The 16667-nt window shown below is 73.0% G+C and carries 17 protein-coding genes; 12 read left to right on the plus strand and 5 right to left on the minus strand.

The annotated features are described in order from the left end of the window. Window positions 1-114: 114 nt before the first annotated feature. A complete protein-coding gene (locus tag DEJ47_RS16910) occupies window positions 115-1053 on the minus strand; it encodes a DUF3027 domain-containing protein (RefSeq protein ID WP_150169253.1) in 939 nt (312 codons plus the stop codon). 986 nt (window positions 1054-2039) lie between these two features. Between DEJ47_RS16910 and DEJ47_RS16920 the strand changes: the two genes are divergently transcribed. The 4 genes from DEJ47_RS16920 to DEJ47_RS16935 all read left to right on the plus strand — a co-directional run bounded on the left by DEJ47_RS16920 (window position 2040) and on the right by DEJ47_RS16935 (window position 5606). Next, window positions 2040-3437, plus strand: a complete 1398-nt coding sequence (locus DEJ47_RS16920) for an MFS transporter (protein WP_150175694.1) — start codon at window positions 2040-2042, stop codon at window positions 3435-3437. 76 nt (window positions 3438-3513) lie between these two features. Next, the gene (locus DEJ47_RS16925; protein ID WP_150169254.1) at window positions 3514-4023 is read left to right on the plus strand and encodes a DUF2771 domain-containing protein; all 510 of its coding nucleotides are present in this window, start codon (window positions 3514-3516) and stop codon (window positions 4021-4023) included. Window positions 4024-4093: 70 nt separating this feature from the next. Then, window positions 4094-4720, plus strand: a complete 627-nt coding sequence (locus tag DEJ47_RS16930) for a futalosine hydrolase (RefSeq protein WP_263398895.1) — start codon at window positions 4094-4096, stop codon at window positions 4718-4720. Then, a complete protein-coding gene (locus DEJ47_RS16935) occupies window positions 4710-5606 on the plus strand; it encodes a 1,4-dihydroxy-6-naphthoate synthase (protein ID WP_150169255.1) in 897 nt (298 codons plus the stop codon). Before DEJ47_RS16930 ends, DEJ47_RS16935 begins: the two co-directional genes overlap by 11 nt. 35 nt (window positions 5607-5641) lie before the next feature. Here DEJ47_RS16935 and DEJ47_RS37520 read toward each other — a convergent pair whose 3' ends face one another. Next, window positions 5642-6025 carry a cold-shock protein gene (locus DEJ47_RS37520; RefSeq protein WP_076685560.1) on the minus strand — a complete coding sequence of 128 codons (384 nt, stop codon included), beginning with the start codon at window positions 6023-6025 and terminating at the stop codon, window positions 5642-5644. Between the two features lie 194 nt (window positions 6026-6219). Here DEJ47_RS37520 and DEJ47_RS16945 point away from each other — a divergent pair, with 194 nt between their 5' ends. After that, the gene (locus DEJ47_RS16945) at window positions 6220-6471 is read left to right on the plus strand and encodes a hypothetical protein (protein ID WP_150169257.1); all 252 of its coding nucleotides are present in this window, start codon (window positions 6220-6222) and stop codon (window positions 6469-6471) included. A gap of 32 nt (window positions 6472-6503) precedes the next feature. On the opposite strand, the gene DEJ47_RS16950 is transcribed toward DEJ47_RS16945, so the two are convergent. Continuing rightward, window positions 6504-7133, minus strand: a complete 630-nt coding sequence (locus DEJ47_RS16950; protein ID WP_150169259.1) for an HAD family hydrolase — start codon at window positions 7131-7133, stop codon at window positions 6504-6506. 84 nt (window positions 7134-7217) lie between these two features. Here DEJ47_RS16950 and DEJ47_RS16955 point away from each other — a divergent pair, with 84 nt between their 5' ends. Genes DEJ47_RS16955 through DEJ47_RS16970 form a run of 4 tightly spaced genes read left to right on the plus strand, consistent with a single transcriptional unit; the run spans window position 7218 to window position 11177 of the window. Further along, on the plus strand, window positions 7218-8234 hold the full coding sequence (locus DEJ47_RS16955; protein WP_150169261.1) for a FecCD family ABC transporter permease: 1017 nt from the start codon (window positions 7218-7220) through the stop codon (window positions 8232-8234). Next, the gene (locus DEJ47_RS16960; RefSeq protein ID WP_150169263.1) at window positions 8231-9304 is read left to right on the plus strand and encodes a FecCD family ABC transporter permease; all 1074 of its coding nucleotides are present in this window, start codon (window positions 8231-8233) and stop codon (window positions 9302-9304) included. The genes DEJ47_RS16955 and DEJ47_RS16960 overlap by 4 nt, the downstream gene beginning before the upstream one ends. After that, entirely contained in the window at window positions 9301-10125 is an 825-nt protein-coding gene (locus tag DEJ47_RS16965) for an ABC transporter ATP-binding protein (protein WP_150169264.1), read from the plus strand. Before DEJ47_RS16960 ends, DEJ47_RS16965 begins: the two co-directional genes overlap by 4 nt. Before the next feature lie 59 nt (window positions 10126-10184). Continuing rightward, the gene (locus DEJ47_RS16970; protein WP_150169266.1) at window positions 10185-11177 is read left to right on the plus strand and encodes an ABC transporter substrate-binding protein; all 993 of its coding nucleotides are present in this window, start codon (window positions 10185-10187) and stop codon (window positions 11175-11177) included. 12 nt (window positions 11178-11189) lie between these two features. Here DEJ47_RS16970 and DEJ47_RS16975 read toward each other — a convergent pair whose 3' ends face one another. After that, window positions 11190-12302, minus strand: coding sequence for a DUF2157 domain-containing protein (locus DEJ47_RS16975; protein WP_150169267.1), 1113 nt, complete (start codon window positions 12300-12302; stop codon window positions 11190-11192). Between the two features lie 199 nt (window positions 12303-12501). Between DEJ47_RS16975 and DEJ47_RS16980 the strand changes: the two genes are divergently transcribed. Both DEJ47_RS16980 and DEJ47_RS16985 read left to right on the plus strand, forming a co-directional pair. Next, complete coding sequence (locus tag DEJ47_RS16980; RefSeq protein ID WP_150169269.1) at window positions 12502-12690, plus strand: hypothetical protein; 189 nt, start codon at window positions 12502-12504, stop codon at window positions 12688-12690. 120 nt (window positions 12691-12810) lie between these two features. Further along, a complete protein-coding gene (locus DEJ47_RS16985; RefSeq protein WP_237528267.1) occupies window positions 12811-13968 on the plus strand; it encodes a glycosyltransferase 87 family protein in 1158 nt (385 codons plus the stop codon). A 167-nt stretch (window positions 13969-14135) separates the two neighbouring features. Here DEJ47_RS16985 and DEJ47_RS16995 read toward each other — a convergent pair whose 3' ends face one another. Further along, window positions 14136-15779: a DNA repair helicase XPB gene (locus DEJ47_RS16995; RefSeq protein WP_150169271.1), complete on the minus strand. Its 1644-nt coding sequence runs from the start codon at window positions 15777-15779 to the stop codon at window positions 14136-14138. A 108-nt stretch (window positions 15780-15887) separates the two neighbouring features. Here DEJ47_RS16995 and DEJ47_RS17000 point away from each other — a divergent pair, with 108 nt between their 5' ends. Continuing rightward, window positions 15888-16643 (plus strand): metallophosphoesterase family protein, encoded by a 756-nt coding sequence (locus DEJ47_RS17000; protein ID WP_150169273.1) that lies wholly within the window; start codon window positions 15888-15890, stop codon window positions 16641-16643. The last annotated feature ends 24 nt before the right edge of the window (window positions 16644-16667 follow it).

Consider the following 16667-nt stretch of genomic DNA (forward strand, 5'->3'; position numbering starts at 1 on the left):
TCACGGGCCTGGCGGGGCGGCGAAGCCCGGGTGCACACGCCAGGCCCACGGCGCAGGGCCCCTCCGCACCGCCGAACCGACGGCCGCCGAGGCGAGCGCCCCCGGCGACGGGGCTCAGGAGTGGCCGAGGTCCTCGCCGGGGCCCTCCGCGATGACGGAGCCCGAGTCGGCATCGGGGCGCAGCGGCAGCATGTCCACGCGGGTCTCGTCGAGGACGGGCGGCGCGGGACGCGGCGGCTTCGGCATGACCGCGGCCTCCGAGTGCCCCCCGCACCCGTACGACAGCGACACGACGTGACCGTCCGCGGGCCCGAACTCATTGCCGCAGATACCGAACGCCTGCCCGAGCGAGCCGCCGATCCGCACGAGGAACCCACAGCTGACGCACGCCGCGGGAGCCGCCTGCGCCATCGGGGTCTTCGCGCCGTACGCCTCGTCCCAGCGGTCCGCCGCGACATGCAGCCCGTACCGCGAGAGGACCCTCGCCCGGCGCATGCCGAGCTCCTCGGCGACCGCCGCGATGGAGCCGCGGGCGGGCGGGACGGGCAGCTCGGCGGGCGGGACCGCCGTCACCTCCGCGTCCTCCGCCTCGACGAGCTCGGCCATCTCCTGCGACACGACGGAGTTCGGCGGCGGCTCCTCCTCGCCGGAGTACCCGGGCTCGAGCCGCAGATCCTCGGCATCGGTCGGCAGCAGGTCACCGGGGCCCATGTCGCCGGGCCGGAGCCGCTCGCTCCACGGCACCCACTCGGGGGCGAGGAGCGCGTCGGGACCCGGCAGCAGCACGGTCTCGTCGAGAGTGACGACCTTCGCCCGCGAGGCACGGGCCACGGTCACGGCCCAGCGCCAGCCCCGGTAGCCGAACTCCTTGCACTCGAACAAGTGCGTGACGACGCGGTCGCCCTCGACGACGACCTCGACATGCTCACCGACCACACCGGGCGCGGCGGCCTCCTCGGCCGCGGCACGTGCCAGGCCCACCGCCTCGGCGCAGAGGCGGTCGGGGGTACGCGGGGTGCGCGGGGTACGGCTTCGCGTTGTCGCTGCGCTCACAAGTATCGCTTCTCTCCTACGCCGTCTCACGAGTGCGCCCCCTTCACGCGGGGGTGCGGACGGAGCGGACCAGAGGGCCGCGTCAACGTCCGCGCCCGACGTTCCGGGGCGCACCTACGTCACCCATTCTGCGGGATGACCGAGAGGCGCGCGGCCAAGAACAACCGCCGCAGGCGCGTTACGCACGCTACCTTCTCCTGGCCCCTGGGCCTACACCGACGTACGCCACCACGCCCCGATCCGCCCCCGCACCCCCCACCCGCACCCACGGCACCGCCCCGCCGATTCCCCCCAAAACCCCGCGGCACCCGGCACCACATCCCGCCCCGTCACCGCCGCGCGACGGCGACACACGGCAACCCACCGCCCGCCCGGCGGGGCGGGGCAACCCACCGCCCACCCCACGGTGCGGGGCAAACGGGTGGGTGGGCAGGAAACCCGCCGCGAAGCGGCGAAGCACGCCCGCCCGGCGGTGCAGGGCAACCGACCCCACCCCGCCGCGAAGCGGCAACCCACCGCCCGCCCGGCGGGGCGGGGCAACCCACCGCCCACCGCACGGTGCGGGGCAACCCACCGCCCACCGCACGGTGCGGGGCAAACGGGTGGGTGGGCGGGAAACCCGCCGCGAAGCGGCGAAGCACCCCCGCCCGGCGGTGCAGGGAAACCACCCCCACCCCACCGCGGAGCGGCGAAGCACGCCCGCCGCACGGTGCAGGGCAACCCACCGCCCACCCCACGGTGCAGGGCAAACGGGTGGGTGGGCGGGAAACCCGCCGCGAAGCGGCGAAGCACCCCGGCCCGGCGGTGCAGGGCAACCACCCCCACCCCGCCGCGGAGCGGCGAAGCACGCCCGCCGCACGGTGCGGGGCAACCGGCCCACCCCCGCCGCGGAGCGGCGGAGAGACGGCGCCACGGGCTCACAGCCAGTATCCGTACTAGTGGCGCCCCCAACAGGGCACTATGACGGGGTGGCCCCCACCAGGTCGATGTCCGCAGGAACAGGAACCGTCTCGCCGGGCCCGGCGAGACGGACCGCCCGCGCGCTCGGCCGCGCCCTCCACCTGCCCTTCACCGGCACCGCCCGCGGCATCCGCAAGGCCACCCACGCCCACGGAGCGGGCGAGTCGGGCCTCGGCAAGCTGATCGAGCTGCACGCCGTGAACGGCGCCGGTGATGTCATGATCACCGTCGCGCTCGCCTCGACCGTGTTCTTCTCGGTGCCGACGGACGAGGCCCGCGGGCGCGTCGCGCTGTACCTGGCGATCACGATGGCACCGTTCACGCTCCTCGCCCCCGTCATCGGCCCGCTCCTGGACCGCCTGCCGCACGGCCGCCGCGCCGCGATGGCGGGCGCGATGCTCGCGCGGGCGCTGCTCGCGCTCGTCCTGTCGGGCGCGGTCGTCTCGGGCAGCGTGGAGCTGTACCCGGCCGCGCTGGGCGTACTGGTCGCGTCGAAGGCGTACGGGGTGGTCAGAAGCGCGGTCGTGCCACGCCTGCTGCCACCGGGGTTCTCCCTGGTCAAGGCGAATTCGCGGGTCACGCTCGGCGGCCTGCTCGCCACGGCCGTCGCGGCGCCCATGGGTGCGGGGCTGCAGGCGGTCGGTCCGCGGTGGCCGCTCTTCGGCGCCTTCGTGATCTTCGTGTCGGGGATGTTCCTGTCGTTCTCGCTGCCGCGCAAGGTCGACTCGTCGAAGGGCGAGAGCAAGGCCCTGCTCGCCGCGGACGAGGAGCACCTGCATCTGCACGCCCGCGCCGAGGCCGCGTCCGACACGTCCCGCAAACGGCGCCTCGGGCTGCGTACGGTCGGCCCCGCCGTCACCCACGCCCTCGCCGCGAACGCGTCACTGCGCTGCCTGTCCGGCTTCCTCATCTTCTTCCTCGCCTTCCTGCTGCGGGAGCATCCGCTCGCGGGCCAGAGCGCGGCCGTGTCGCTCGGCATCGTGGGCGTGTCGGCGGGTGCGGGCAACGCGCTGGGCACGGCGGTCGGTGCCTGGCTGAAGTCGCGGGCCCCGGAGCTGATCATCGTGACGGTGGTCGGGGTGGTGCTCGGCGTGGCGATCACGTCCGCGGTGTTCTTCGGAGCGGTGGGCGTCGCCTGTCTCGGCGCGTGCGCGGGCTTCGCGCAGGCGCTCTCCAAGCTGTCCCTCGACGCGCTGCTGCAGCGGGACGTCCCGGAGCAGGTCCGCACGTCGGCGTTCGCCCGTTCCGAGACGCTGCTCCAGATGGCCTGGGTGGTCGGCGGCGGCATCGGCATCGCGCTGCCCCTGATCGGGACGCTGGGGCTCTCGGTGGCCGCGGGAATCGTCGCGGTGGGCTGGCTGTCGACCGTACGGGGCCTGCTCACATCGTCCCGCCGGACGGGTCCCCGCCCCCGGGTCCTCTGACCCCGCCCCACCGCGAACGGCACGCCCATGCCCCCCGCGTAACAGCACCCCCCGGCGCGCCCGATAGCCTTCGGCCATGACCTCCCTGCTCCGCGGCGGAGCCGCGAATGTGAACAGCGCGGCGCGCCGCCGCCGCACCGCGGCCGCTCTTGGCGCCGTCTCCGCCGGACTCCTCGTCCTCTCGGCCTGCGACAAGCCGACGCCGCTCGCCACCGTCACCGTCGGCAGCAACTCGGTGAACACCGAGGCCTCCTGCTACAACGACGGCAAGGAGCTGGAGGAGGCACAGATCAAGTCCTGCCTCCAGGACAAGGACGTCAAGTCCGTGAAGATCGACCCGGACGAGAAGGTCCGCTTCGGTGTCGACCCGGAGATGGCCGAGAAGGGCTGGACGCTGCTGATGAACGGTCAGCCGCTGACCGAGGCCAGCAAGAAGACGTACGTCGTCATCCCGGGCAGCGTCTTCTTCAACCAGCAGTACGGCGGTGGCGGCAAGAAGTCGACCGTCAGCCTCCTCGAGGGCGGCAAGGGCTCGGAGTCCAAGGCGACGGGCCTGTGGTCGTTCAAGTTCGAGAAGGACTCCTGACCTGACCCCGCACGCCGCGTCCGCCCCGCGCGTTCTCGTCGCCACCGCCGTCCCGGCCGAACGGGACGCGGTGGCCGGAGCGCTGACAGGGGCGGCGACCGGGCCGTCGGTCGACGTCCTCGCCGTCGGCGTCGGCCCCGCCGCCGCAGCGGCGGGCACGGCGACCGCCCTCGCCCGTGGCGCCGCCGAAGGGCGGCCCTACACCCTCGTCGTCTCGGCCGGGATCGGCGGCGGCTTCCAGCCCGACGCCCCCGTCGGGTCCCTCGTCGTCGCCGACGAGATCACCGTCGCCGACCTGGGCGCAGAGACCCCCGAAGGGTTCACACCCGTCACCGGCCTGGGCTTCGGCGCCGTCACCCACCGTCCGCCGCCCTCCCTCGTACGGGAGCTGGCCGACGCCTGCGGTGCCGCGACCGGCGCCGTCCTCACCGTCTCCACCGTGACCGGCTCCGCCGGGCGCGCCGCCGCCCTGCGGCTGCGGCACCCCCGCGCCCTCGCCGAGGCGATGGAGGGTTTCGGCGTCGCCGAGGCCGCCGTCCTGCACGGTCTGCCCGTCCTGGAGGTCCGCGCCGTCTCCAATCCCGTCGGTCCACGCGACCGTGCGGCCTGGCGGATCGGCGACGCGCTGTCCGCGCTGAGCGACGCGTTCGGGAAGTTCACGCCGGTACTGAGGAGTTGCACCACACATGACCGATAGCCCCGCCGGCGCCCAGACCCCCGCCGCTCCCCTGCGCATCGCGTACTCGCCCTGCCCCAACGACACGTTCGTCTTCGACGCGTGGGCGCACGGCCGGGTGCCGGGCGCGCCCGCCCTCGACGTCACGTTCGCCGACATCGACATCACGAACGGCATCGCGGAGCGCGCCGCGTCCGCTTCCGAGACGTCCGACCTGGACGTCCTGAAGGTGTCGTACGCCGTGCTGCCGTACGTCCTCGACACGTACGCGCTGCTGCCCTGCGGCGGCGCCCTCGGGCGCGGCTGCGGGCCGCTGGTGCTGACGCGTGAGCCCGGGGTGGACCTGACCGGCAAGACGGTCGCCGTGCCGAGCGAGAAGTCGACGGCGTACCTGCTCTTCCGCCTCTGGGCCGCGGACACGCTGTCCGGCGGTGTCGGCGAGATCGTGGTGCTGCCCTTCGACCAGATCATGCCCGCGGTGCGCGACGGCAGGGTCGACGCGGGCCTGGTCATCCACGAGGCGCGCTTCACGTACCGGAACTACGGCCTGCACTGCCTCGCCGACATGGGCGAGCACTGGGAGTCCACGACGGGCCTGCCGATCCCGCTGGGCGCGATCATCGCGAAGCGGTCGCTGGGCGCGGAGCGGCTGCGCGCCCTCGCCGACGCCGCCCGCACCTCGGTCCGGATGGCGTGGGACGACCCCGAGGCCTCGCGTCCGTACGTCCTGGAGCACGCCCAGGAGATGGACCCGGCCGTGGCGGACCAGCACATCGGGCTGTACGTGAACGAGTTCACGGCCGACCTCGGCGAGAACGGCTACGCGGCGGTCCGCGGGCTGCTGACCCGCGCCGCGGCCGAGGGGCTCGTACCGCCCCTCGGACCGGACGCTCTGTCGTTTCCCTAGCGGCTCTCGAGCCCGGGGCGGGTCCCGCCGCGGGCCTACACGTCCAGCTGGTCCGCGACCGCCCGCAGCAGGCCCGCGATCTTCGCGCCGGACGCCTTGTCGGGGTAGCGGCCCTTTTCCAGCATGGGTGTGATGTTCTCGAGCAGGGTCGTCAAATCCTGGACGATCGACGCCAGTTCATCGGGTTTACGCCGCTGCGCGGCCGCCACCGACGGCGTGGGGTCGAGAATCGCCACGGAAAGGGCCTGGTCACCGCGTTGTCCCGCGACCACGCCGAATTCGACGCGCTGGCCTGGCTTGAGTGTGTCGACGCCGGCGGGCAGTACTGAGGAATGCACGAAGACGTCGCCGCCGTCGTCGCGGGAGAGAAAGCCGAAGCCCTTCTCGCTGTTGAACCACTTGACCTTGCCGGTAGGCACGTGAAGTCCTCGTCCTCGTACTCGTCGTACTCGTCTGTGCCGGGCCCGCCCGTCGGGGAACGACGGGGCGAAAACGGCTCTGGATAGCACTACAGCGGGTCGCCCGACCCGCCAGGAACCAAGACTATTGGTCCGTGGGCCGGTGACAAGACGTCCCTGGATTCTTCCTTCGGGCTGGGAACTACCCTGGTCGGGTGCGTGACAAAACCCAAGCGAATTCCACCGGGCCGGGCGACGGAATGGTCCGGACCGGAGCAATCGTCTTCTTCGTCGGAGCCGTGGCCACACTGGTCACGGTGGCCCCGCTGTTCCTGGGCACCGATCCCTTTCCGTCCATCGCGTACGCGGTGTGCATGCTGATGGGCGTCGGGTTCCTCATCGCCGGGATCGGGGTGCTCCGCGGCATCGCCTTCCAGCGACGGCAGGCCAGGACCGGCACCGGCTGACGGTGCCCCGCGCCGGTCGACGGCGTCCCGCGCTAGCCGACGGCTCCTCCCGTCACGTACGCGTCGAGCCACGCCGGGAACTCCGCCAGACCACCGAGGACGACGTCGGCGCCCGCCGCGCGCAGTTCCGCTGCGTCGCACGGTCCGGTCGCCACCGCCACGGAGAGCGCGCCCGCCGTACGTGCGCCGCGTACATCACCGGTGTGGTCCCCGACGTACACCGTCGCGCCGTGCTCGCGCAGCGCCTCGGCCTTCGCCTCCGCCCACAGCCAGCCGATGACGGCGTCCGCCTCGATGCCGAGGTGCGACAGGTGCAGCTTCGCGTTGGGCTCGTGCTTGGCGGTCACCACGATCGCGCGCCCGCCGTGCGCGTGCACCGCCGCCATGGCCTCACGGGCACCCGCCATCGCGAGGGTCGGCTCGATGGCGTGTGTGGTGTAGATCTCGCGGTAGAGGTCACCCGTCTCCGCGATCTTCTCCTCCGGGAACCAGTTCCGCAGCTCCTCCTCCAGCGGCGGGCCGAGCCGCGTGACCGCCAGGTCGGCGTCGACGTACGTCCCCGTCCTCGCGGAAAGCGCCTGATAGGCGGCCTTGATACCGGGCCGGGAGTCGATCAGGGTCATGTCGAGGTCGAAGCCGACGGTCAGCGTGTGTGCAGTCATGCGCCCCATTGTGCCGAGGGCGGGCACCCCGCCCGCCCCTAGACTTAGCCCACCCTTACCGACCCGGTGAAACGAGCCCAGCCGATGTCTGCGCCCGTCCGACTGTCTGTGCCCGTCCGACGCGTCACCGTCCTGGCGGCGGCCGTCGTGGCCCTGCTCCTCGCCGTCCTGCTCAGCCTCGCCGTCGGCGCCCGCGCCATCGCGCCGTCCGCCGTGTTCGACGCGCTGCTGCACGGCGGGCACGGCGACTCCGCCGAGGTGATACGCGAGATGCGGGTGCCCCGCACCGTGACCGGCGTCCTCGTCGGCGCCTCCCTCGCGGTCGCCGGCACCGTGCTCCAGGGCATCACCCGCAACCCCATCGCCGACCCCGGCATCCTCGGCATCAGCCAGGGCGCCTCCGTCGCCGTCGTCCTCGCCATCGCCTACGCCGGGGTCCACACCCTCACCGGATACGTCTGGTGGGCGTTCGCCGGGGCCGGGCTCGCCTCCGTCGCCGTCCACGCCATCGCGTCCGGCGGCCGGGGCGGTGCCACACCCGTGAAGCTCGCGCTGGGCGGCGCCGCCGTCAACGCGCTGCTCGTCTCCGTCACCACCGGCGTCCTCACCACCAAGGCGTCCGCGCTCGACGAGTTCCGGTTCTGGCAGGTCGGCTCGCTCTCCGGCCGCGACTCTGACATCGTCGGCCGGATCTGGCCCTTCCTGCTCGTGGGTCTCCTGCTCGTTCTCGCGGTCGCGCGCGGCCTGGACGCGCTCGCGCTCGGCGACGACGTCGCGAAAGGCATCGGCCAGAACGTGGCCGCGGTACGGATCGTCGGCGGGCTCGGCGCGACCGTCCTCACCGCCGCGGGCGTGGCCGCCGCGGGCCCCATCGCCTTCATCGGCCTCGCCGTCCCGCACATCGCCCGCGCGCTCGTCGGCGGCGACCATCGCTGGGTCCTGCCGCTCGCCGCCCTCATCGGACCCGTGATGCTGCTGGTCTCCGACACCCTCGGGCGGATCGTCTTCCCGCCCAGCGAGGTGCCCGCCGGGGTGATGACCGCGCTCATCGGGGTGCCGTTCCTCGTGATGCTCGTCCGCAGGAAGACGGTGGCGGCATGAGCGCCGTCACCGGGGCGCAGGGGGTCCGGCCCGCCGGGTACGCGGTGCTGCGGGTGCGCCGGGCCGCCCTCCTCGTGCACCGCAGGGCCGCCGGTGTCGCCGTGGCCCTCGCCCTGCTGCTCGCGGCGAGCTGTCTCGCGTACCTCTGCGTCGGTGAGTCCTTCGTCCATCCCGTCGACGCCCTCGAAGTCGTCTTCGGGCAGCCCTCCCCCGACGAGCTGGTCGTGGGCACGCTCCGCGAACCCCGCATGGTGCTCGGGCTGCTCGTCGGCGCCGCGTTCGGGGTGGCCGGAGCGCTCATCCAGACCGTCGCCCGCAACCCCCTCGCCAGCCCCGACATCATCGGCATCAGTCACGGCGCGAGCGCGCTGACCGTCGGCGCGATGACCTTCGGCGTCACCTCGTACACCGTCCTGCCCCTCCTGTCCGTCCTCGGCGGGATCGCCGCTGCCGCGCTCGTGTACGTCTTCGCGTGGCGCGGCGGACTGCACGCCGCCCGCTTCGTCCTCATCGGCATCGGCTTCGCCATCGCCCTCCGCTCGGTCACCACGCTCTTCATGACCAAGGGCGACTACCTCGTCGCCCAGCAGGCGCAGATCTGGATGACCGGCTCCCTCAACGGCCGCGGCTGGAACGAGGCGAACCCGCTCGCCCTGACCCTGCTCGTGCTGCTGCCCTTCGTCCTGTGGGCGGCCCGCGCCCAGCGCGCGGCCGGCCTGGACGACGACACGGCGACGGCCCTCGGGACGCGCCTCGGCCGCGTACGCCTCGGGCTCGTCCTCCTCGGCGTCGTCCTCGCCTCCGTGGCGACCGGCGCGGCGGGACCCGTCGACTTCGTGGCGCTCCTCGCCCCGCAGACCGCCCGCAGACTCACCCGCACCGCGCAGCTCCCGCTGCTGTGCTCCGCGCTGCTCGGCGCCCTGATCGTCGTCCTCGCCGACCTGCTCGCCCGGCGGCTCTTCTCCCCCACCGAGCTGCCCGTCGGCGTCCTCACCGCGGCCGTCGGAGCGCCCTACCTGATCTGGCTCATCGTCCGCAGCCGCTCCGTACGCCCTGGAGGCACGCCGTGACCGCCGCCCGCCTGACGGCCCGCGAGCTGACCCTCGCCTACGAGGACCGCACGGTCGTGGACCGCCTCGACCTCACCATCCCCGACGGCAAGGTCACCGTGATCGTCGGCCCCAACGCCTGCGGCAAGTCCACCACGCTGCGGGCCCTCGGCCGCCTCCTCAAGCCGCGGAGCGGCGCCGTCCTCCTCGACGGCGCGTCCCTCGCCACGCTCCCCACGAAGAGGATCGCCCGGCAGATCGGGCTGCTTCCGCAGACACCCGTGGCGCCCGAGGCGATCACCGTCGCCGACCTCGTGGCGCGCGGCCGCCAGCCGCATCAGCGCTGGTGGCAGCAGTGGTCCGACGCGGACGAGAAGGCGGTGACGGAGGCGATGGAGCGCACCGACGTCGTCCCGCTCGCCGAACGCCCCGTCGACGAGCTGTCGGGCGGCCAGCGCCAGCGCGTGTGGATCGCGATGGCCCTCGCCCAGGACACCGACCTGCTCCTCCTCGACGAGCCGACCACCTACCTCGACATCTCGCACCAGGTGGAAGTCCTCGACCTGGTGCGCCAGTTGAACCACGAACGCGGTCGCACGGTCGTGGTCGTGCTGCACGACCTGAACCAGGCCGCGCGCTACGCCGACCACCTCGTCGCCATGAAGTCCGGCGAGGTCGTCGCGGAGGGCGCGCCCGCGAAAGTCGTCACCGAGGAACTCGTGCGCGAGGTCTTCGGGCTGGAGTGCGTGGTGGTCCCCGACCCGGTGACCGGCTCCCCGCTGGTCGTCCCCGGGGCGCCGTGGTCCACGACCGCTCCCCGGCGGCTGCCCCCGTCCGCCTGACCCCGTGAGATCCCGCCTGAACCGACGAGATCCCGCCTGACCCCATGAAAGGCGTCCCCATGCCCCACTCCCGCACCCCCCTCCATCGCCACCGCGCGCTCCTCACCGGCTCGCTGGCCCTCACCGGCGCGCTCGCGCTGACCGCCTGCGGCTCGTCGGACTCCGACGGGAACGGCACGGCCGCGGGCTCCGGCGGGACCCACACCGTCAAGACGGCCATGGGCGACGTGAAAGTGCCCGTGAACCCGCGCCGCGTCGTCGTCCTCGACACCGCCGAACTGGACTCCGCGATCACCCTCGGCGTGAAACCGGTCGGCGCCACGCACGTCGAGGCGTCGTCCGGCTTCCCGGGCTACCTGCCGAAGGACGAGGTCAGCGGCGTCAAGGACGTCGGCGAGATGATGACGCCCAACATGGAGGCCATCGCCGCCCTGAAGCCCGACCTGATCCTGACGTCGAAGATCCGGCACGCCGCCAAGTACGACCAGCTCAAGGCGATCGCCCCGACCGTCATGACGGAGACGACCGGCTACCCCTGGAAGGAGAACTTCCAGGTGCACGCCGACGCGCTCGGCAAGCGGGCCGAGGCGAAGAAGGTCGTCGCCGACTACACGGCACACACCAAGAAGGTCACCAGGGCCATCGGCGGGCCTGCGAAGGCCGAGCAGACGAAGGTCAACGTCCTGCGCTTCATCGAGGGCGCCGACATCCGCCTCTACGGCGACCGGAGCTACATCGCGACCCTCCTCAAGGACGTCGGCCTCGGCCGCGCCCCCATCTCCGCCAAGGCCAAGGACGGCTTCTCCTACGACCTGTCCCCCGAGAAGATCGACCTCGCGGACACCGACGTCATCTTCCGCTCCACGTACGGTGATCCGAAGAAGTCCAAGGAGACGCAGACCGTCGGCAGCGGCCTGTGGAAGAACATGAAGGCGGTGAGGTCCGGCAACGTCCACACCGTCGACGACGAGCTGTGGATCCAGGGCATCGGCTATACCGCCGCGGACCGCATCCTCGACGAGATGCAGGCCGACCTCACGAAGAAGAAGTAGCGGGGCGACCGCTCACGGCCGTTGCCGCTGCGACCTCCACAGCAGGAACAGCGCGGAGGCGACGGCCGCCCCCCGCACCACCCACGGCCACGTGTCCGCGATGGCGTCGCTCATGTGCCCGTCCCTGACCGGGTCGCCCCACCGTCCGTCGCTCCGCCCCCACAGCCAGGTGATCCCCGCCGCCACCGCGAGGACCGGCAGCCCGATCACGGCGAACTTCACCTCGGCGCGGGTCAGCCTGCGGGAGGCGTACGCGATCAGCCAGCCGACGCCGAGGACCACGAGGTTGCCGAGGACCGCGCCGACCGTGAGGAGCGCGGCGGCCAGCAGGAGCAGCGGATTGCTGAACGTCGGCCCCGTGTCGGCGCCGGTCCGCACCCGGGGCAGCCGCCACCGGCGCCGGCCCGGCTCCTCCACGGCTTCCTCGTACGCGGCCTCCTCCTCGCCCTCTTCCTCCTCCTCGGCCGCCTCCTCGTCCTCGACCGCCTTCCTGGCGCCCGCGCCCGCCTTGGCCGGGGGCTTGAGGAGTTCGGGGATCTCGATGCCGCCGACGAAGCCGGGGACGCTGTCGGCGTGGCCGAACGGGCTGCTGTCCACGCGCCACCAGTCGGGCTGCGCGTCGCTGGGCCCCAGTTCGTCGACGCCCGCGAGGTGCGGTGGCGCGGCGCCCTCGAAGAGGTCCGGTGCGCGGCGCGGGTCGGGGACCTGCGCGGCCTGCGTGGTCTCCGTGGTCTCCGTGGCCCCTTGAGTCCGTGGCGCCCTTCTGGCGGGGCGGCGGGGCTTCGGTACGCGCAGGGCGCGCGGTTTCGCCGGTACGTCGCCGGGCGCGTGACCTGGCGTGTGTCCGGGGGTGGTCCCCGGCGTGTGTCCCGGTACGTCACTCGCTGCGTCCCCGGACGTGCCGCCCGCCGCCTCCACGACCTCCTCCGGCGTGCCGAGACGGGCGAGGATGCGCCGGACGGAGGCGGGGCTGTCACCGGTGGCCCCGCCCCTGCCCCGGTCGATCCGGTTCCGCAGGTCGGCGACCAGCCGCATCCGGTCGCCGGACGGCAACTGCCGCTGCTGGGCCAGGTCTCCGACCCGGCTCAGATAGTCGTAGACCAGCTGATCGCTCTCGATCCCCACGAAGTCCCCTCCGGGGCGGCAGCGTTGACGCGCCGCGGTTGTACCACCCAGCGCTCTCGACGGTACCTTCTCCGGGGACCCTAGGGGTCGCTCTCCGTCTCAAGGTGTACGGGCTCCCCCGCAGGTTGCACCCCAGGCCGAGGAGCGGGTTGCACCGCAGGCCGATGCGCGGGGGACGCGCGAAAACCATCATGGACACATGAGCGCAACCACCTTCACCCCCGCGTCCGTCCAGCCGTCCGCCGACCCCGGATCCGTGCCGCACGGCGCCCCGCATCCGCGCGGCATCGGCGGCGCGCTGCGCGCCGCCAAGGTCCTCGTGAGCGCCGCGTTCGGCGTCGTCGTGCTCGGCGAGTTCGCCGAGGAAGCGGGCGTACGGCCCCGCTGACGGTCCGCCGGGCCGGGGCACGCCCGACCCGTCCACCGCCGCCCACGGACCCCGGTCCACTAAAGTCACGCCGTGAAAGCACGGATCGTGACGACTCGCTCACTCCCCGCGGCCTGCGTGCTGCTCGCGGTCTCCCTGACCGCCCTGGCCGTTCTCTGCGCCGTCCAGCACGTCCCGATGGCCGACACCCTGGTCTACCGGGCCGAGGGCGCCGCCGTCGCCAACGGCAGCGACCTGTACGGGTTCACCGTCACCGAGTGGGAACTGCCCGCCACCTACCCGCCGTTCGCCGCGATCCTCTTCGTCCCGACGACCTGGCTGCCCCTGGGCGCCCTGAAGACCGTCTTCCTCGTCGGCAACGTCGCCCTCCTCGCCCTCCTGGTCCGCCTCTCCTGCAGGCTGGCCGGTCTTCCCGTCCGCGCGCCGTTCCTCTGCGCCGCGACCGCCCTCGCCCTGTGGCTCGAACCCGTCTTCCAGACCGTCCTGTTCGGCCAGATCAACCTCGCGCTCGCCTGCCTGGTCCTGTGGGACCTCACCCGGCCGCCCGGCGCCGTCGGCAAGGGGTTCGCGGTCGGTGTCGCGGCCGGCATCAAGCTGACGCCGGCCGTGTTCATCGGCTATCTCCTGCTGCGGGGGCGCGTGCGCGAGGCGGGTGTGGCAGCCGCCGCGTTCGTCGGCACCGTGCTGCTCGGCGCGCTGGTGCTGCCCGGCGCGAGCGTCGACTTCTGGACGCGGCGGGTCTTCGAGACGGGCCGGGTCGGCAAGGCGTGGATCGTCGACAACCAGTCGCTGCAGGGCCTCGTCGCGCGTCTCCTGCACGACGCGCAGCCGGGCGCGGCGTGGGCGGTCCCGGCGGCCGTGACGGCCCTCGTCGGCCTCTGGCTGGTCCGCCGCGCGCCGGACGAGCCGCGCGCGCTGCTCCTGGCCGCCTTCACGGCGCTGCTGGTCTCCCCGATCAGCTGGTCGCACCACTGGGTGTGGTGCGTACCGCTCCTGGCCGTCCTGCTCGCGGAGGGCCGCCCCCGCCCGGCGGCGACGGTGGCCCTCCTCTTCACGGCCCGCACGTTCTGGCTGCTCCCGCACGAAGGCGCCCTGGACCTCCACCTGCCGTGGTGGCAGCAGGCGTTGGCGTCCCCCTACGCGCTGCTCGCACTGGCGGCCTGGCCGGTGCTGTGGGCCTCAGTCCTCGGGCAGCAGAATGTCCGCGTCGCCGAACACCCGAAGGACGACGAGGAGCGGGCGGCCGCGCGACACCGTGTACTCAGCCACGAGCTGTGAGGTCAGCCGGATCTCCCGGTCCTGCTCGCCGATACCGATCGGCCGGGAGTGCTCGGTGCACGGATCGCGCGCGAGCATCTCGACGGCCTTGTCGAAGGACGCCCTACGCGGGAGGCGGCCGGGAAACGCGCCGGCAGCCCCCGCCGTTTCTCCGTCCCGGCCGCCCCTCAGCCCCCGGCCAGCAGCTCGTCCGCGTCCACGATGCGGTAGGCGTAACCCTGCTCGGCGAGGAACCGCTGGCGGTGGGCGGCGAAGTCCTGGTCGATGGTGTCGCGCGCGACGACGGAGTAGAAGCGCGCCTCGTGCCCGTCGGCCTTGGGCCGCAGCACGCGCCCGAGCCGCTGCGCCTCCTCCTGCCGCGACCCGAACGTGCCGGACACCTGGATGGCGACGGTCGCCTCGGGCAGGTCGATGGAGAAGTTGGCGACCTTGGAGACGACGAGGACGGAGATCTCGCCCTCGCGGAACGCGTCGAAGAGCTTCTCGCGCTGCGCGTTGGTCGTCTCGCCCTTGATGACGGGCGCGTCGAGGTGTTCGCCGAGCTCGTCGAGCTGGTCGATGTACTGCCCGATGACGAGGGTCTGCTCGCCCGCGTGTTTCCTGACGAGCGCCTCCGTCACCTTCCGCTTGGTGGCGGTGGTGGCACAGAAGCGGTACTTCTCCTCCGCCTCCGCCGTGGCGTACGCGAGCCGTTCGCTGTCGGTGAGGTTGACCCGCACCTCGACGCAGTCGGCGGGCGCGATGTAGCCCTGCGCCTCGATCTCCTTCCACGGGGCGTCGAACCGCTTCGGCCCGATGAGCGAGAAGACGTCGGACTCGCGCCCGTCCTCGCGCACGAGCGTCGCGGTGAGCCCGAGACGGCGCCGCGCCTGGAGGTCCGCGGTGAACTTGAAGACGGGCGCGGGCAGCAGGTGCACCTCGTCGTAGATGACGAGGCCCCAGTCGCGCGAGTCGAAGAGTTCGAGGTGGGGGTAGATGCCCTTCCGCTTCGTCGTGAGCACCTGGTACGTGGCGATGGTGACGGGCCTGATCTCCTTGCGCGTCCCGCTGTACTCGCCGATCTCGTCCTCCGTCAGGGAGGTCCGCTTCACCAGTTCGTGCTTCCACTGGCGGGCGGAGACCGTGTTGGTGACGAGGATGAGCGTGGTCGCCTTGGCCTGCGCCATGGCTCCCGCGCCGACGAGGGTCTTGCCCGCACCGCAGGGCAGGACGACGACACCGCTGCCGCCGTGCCAGAACCCCTCGACGGCCTGCTGCTGGTAGGGGCGCAGCGACCAGCCCGCCTCGTCCAGGTCGATCTTGTGCGCCTCGCCGTCGACGTATCCGGCGAGGTCCTCGGCGGGCCAGCCCAGCTTCAGCAGCGTCTGCTTGATCTGGCCGCGCTCGGAGGGGTGCACGGCGACGGTGTCCGGGTCGAGGCGGGCGCCGACGAGCGGCTGCACCTTCTTCGACCGCAGGATCTCCTCCAGGACCGGCCGGTCGGTGGTGGTGAGGACGAGTCCGTGCGTGGGGTGCTTGGAGAGCGTGAGGCGTCCGTACCGCGCCATCGTCTCGGCGACGTCGACGAGCAGCGCGTGCGGCACCGGGTACCGCGAGAACTCCACGAGCGCGTCCACGACCTGCTCCGCGTCGTGCCCGGCGGCGCGCGCGTTCCACAGCCCGAGCGGGGTGACCCGGTAGGTGTGGATGTGCTCGGGCGCCCGCTCCAGCTCCGCGAACGGCGCGATGGCACGACGGCAGGCCTCCGCCTGCTCGTGGTCGACCTCGAGCAGGAGGGTCTTGTCCGACTGGACGATGAGGGGACCGTTCACGCGAGCGCCCTTTCCGTAGGCCAAACGTCCAGTGTGCCGCACCGGCGGCGGTACGCGCGGAGCGAAAGCGGCTGTACCGGGACGGGGCGCCGTCGCATGGTGGTGATCATGCTGACCCGAGTCGCCGTCCTCTCCGACATCCATGGCGTCCTGCCCGCCCTCGAAGCCGTCCTCGCGGAGCCGGAGGTGCGGGCGGCGGACAAGGTGGTGCTGACCGGTGACATCACGGCGGGCCCGCAGCCCGCCGAGGTCCTCGACCGGCTGGCGGAGCTGGGCGACCGCGCCGTCCTGATCAGCGGCAACGCCGACCGCGAGCTGCTCGAATACCGCCGCGGCCACCGCGACACGATCCCCGACCCGATCGGCCCGTGGGCGGCCGGTCGGCTCCGCGCCGGCCACCTGGACCTCTTGGCCCGGCTCCCGCGGTCGGCGCGCCTCACACTCGCCGGCCTCGGCGACGTCCTGTTCTGCCACGCCACGCCCCGCGACGACGAGGAGGTCGTCCTGGTCGACTCCCGGCCCGAACGGTGGGCGGAAGTCCTCGACGGCGTCGACCCGGCCGTACGCACGGTGGTCTGCGGCCACACCCACATGCCGTTCGTCCGCCTCGCCCACGGCCGCACGGTCGTCAACCCCGGCAGCGTAGGCATGCCCTACGGCCGCGCGGGCGCCCACTGGGCCCTCCTGGGCCCCGGCATCGACCTGCGCACCACGCCGTACGACATCGACGCCGCCGTCACCCGCCTGACCCGGGAGTGCGACTACCCCGGCGTCGCGGAGTGGGCCGACCATTACTTGCGGGCCCGCGACAGCGACACGGAGGCGCTCGCGGTGTTCGGGCCGCTGGACGGGCGGCAGGGGTAGGGGCTCCGGGGGGCGCGTGTGTGC

It is taken from the genome of Streptomyces venezuelae, assembly GCF_008642355.1.
GTDB lineage: Bacteria > Actinomycetota > Actinomycetes > Streptomycetales > Streptomycetaceae > Streptomyces > Streptomyces venezuelae_B.

Coding starts and splice junctions, on each gene's coding strand:
- DEJ47_RS17000 (WP_150169273.1), top strand. CDS start 15,888: ATGCTGACCCGAGTCGCCGTCCTCTCCGACATCCATGGCGTCCTGCCC.
- DEJ47_RS16980 (WP_150169269.1), top strand. CDS start 12,502: ATGAGCGCAACCACCTTCACCCCCGCGTCCGTCCAGCCGTCCGCCGAC.
- DEJ47_RS16960 (WP_150169263.1), top strand. CDS start 8,231: ATGAGCGCCGTCACCGGGGCGCAGGGGGTCCGGCCCGCCGGGTACGCG.
- DEJ47_RS16970 (WP_150169266.1), top strand. CDS start 10,185: ATGCCCCACTCCCGCACCCCCCTCCATCGCCACCGCGCGCTCCTCACC.
- DEJ47_RS16935 (WP_150169255.1), top strand. CDS start 4,710: ATGACCGATAGCCCCGCCGGCGCCCAGACCCCCGCCGCTCCCCTGCGC.
- DEJ47_RS16925 (WP_150169254.1), top strand. CDS start 3,514: ATGACCTCCCTGCTCCGCGGCGGAGCCGCGAATGTGAACAGCGCGGCG.
- DEJ47_RS16950 (WP_150169259.1), bottom strand. CDS start 7,133: ATGACTGCACACACGCTGACCGTCGGCTTCGACCTCGACATGACCCTG.
- DEJ47_RS16955 (WP_150169261.1), top strand. CDS start 7,218: ATGTCTGCGCCCGTCCGACTGTCTGTGCCCGTCCGACGCGTCACCGTC.
- DEJ47_RS16920 (WP_150175694.1), top strand. CDS start 2,040: ATGTCCGCAGGAACAGGAACCGTCTCGCCGGGCCCGGCGAGACGGACC.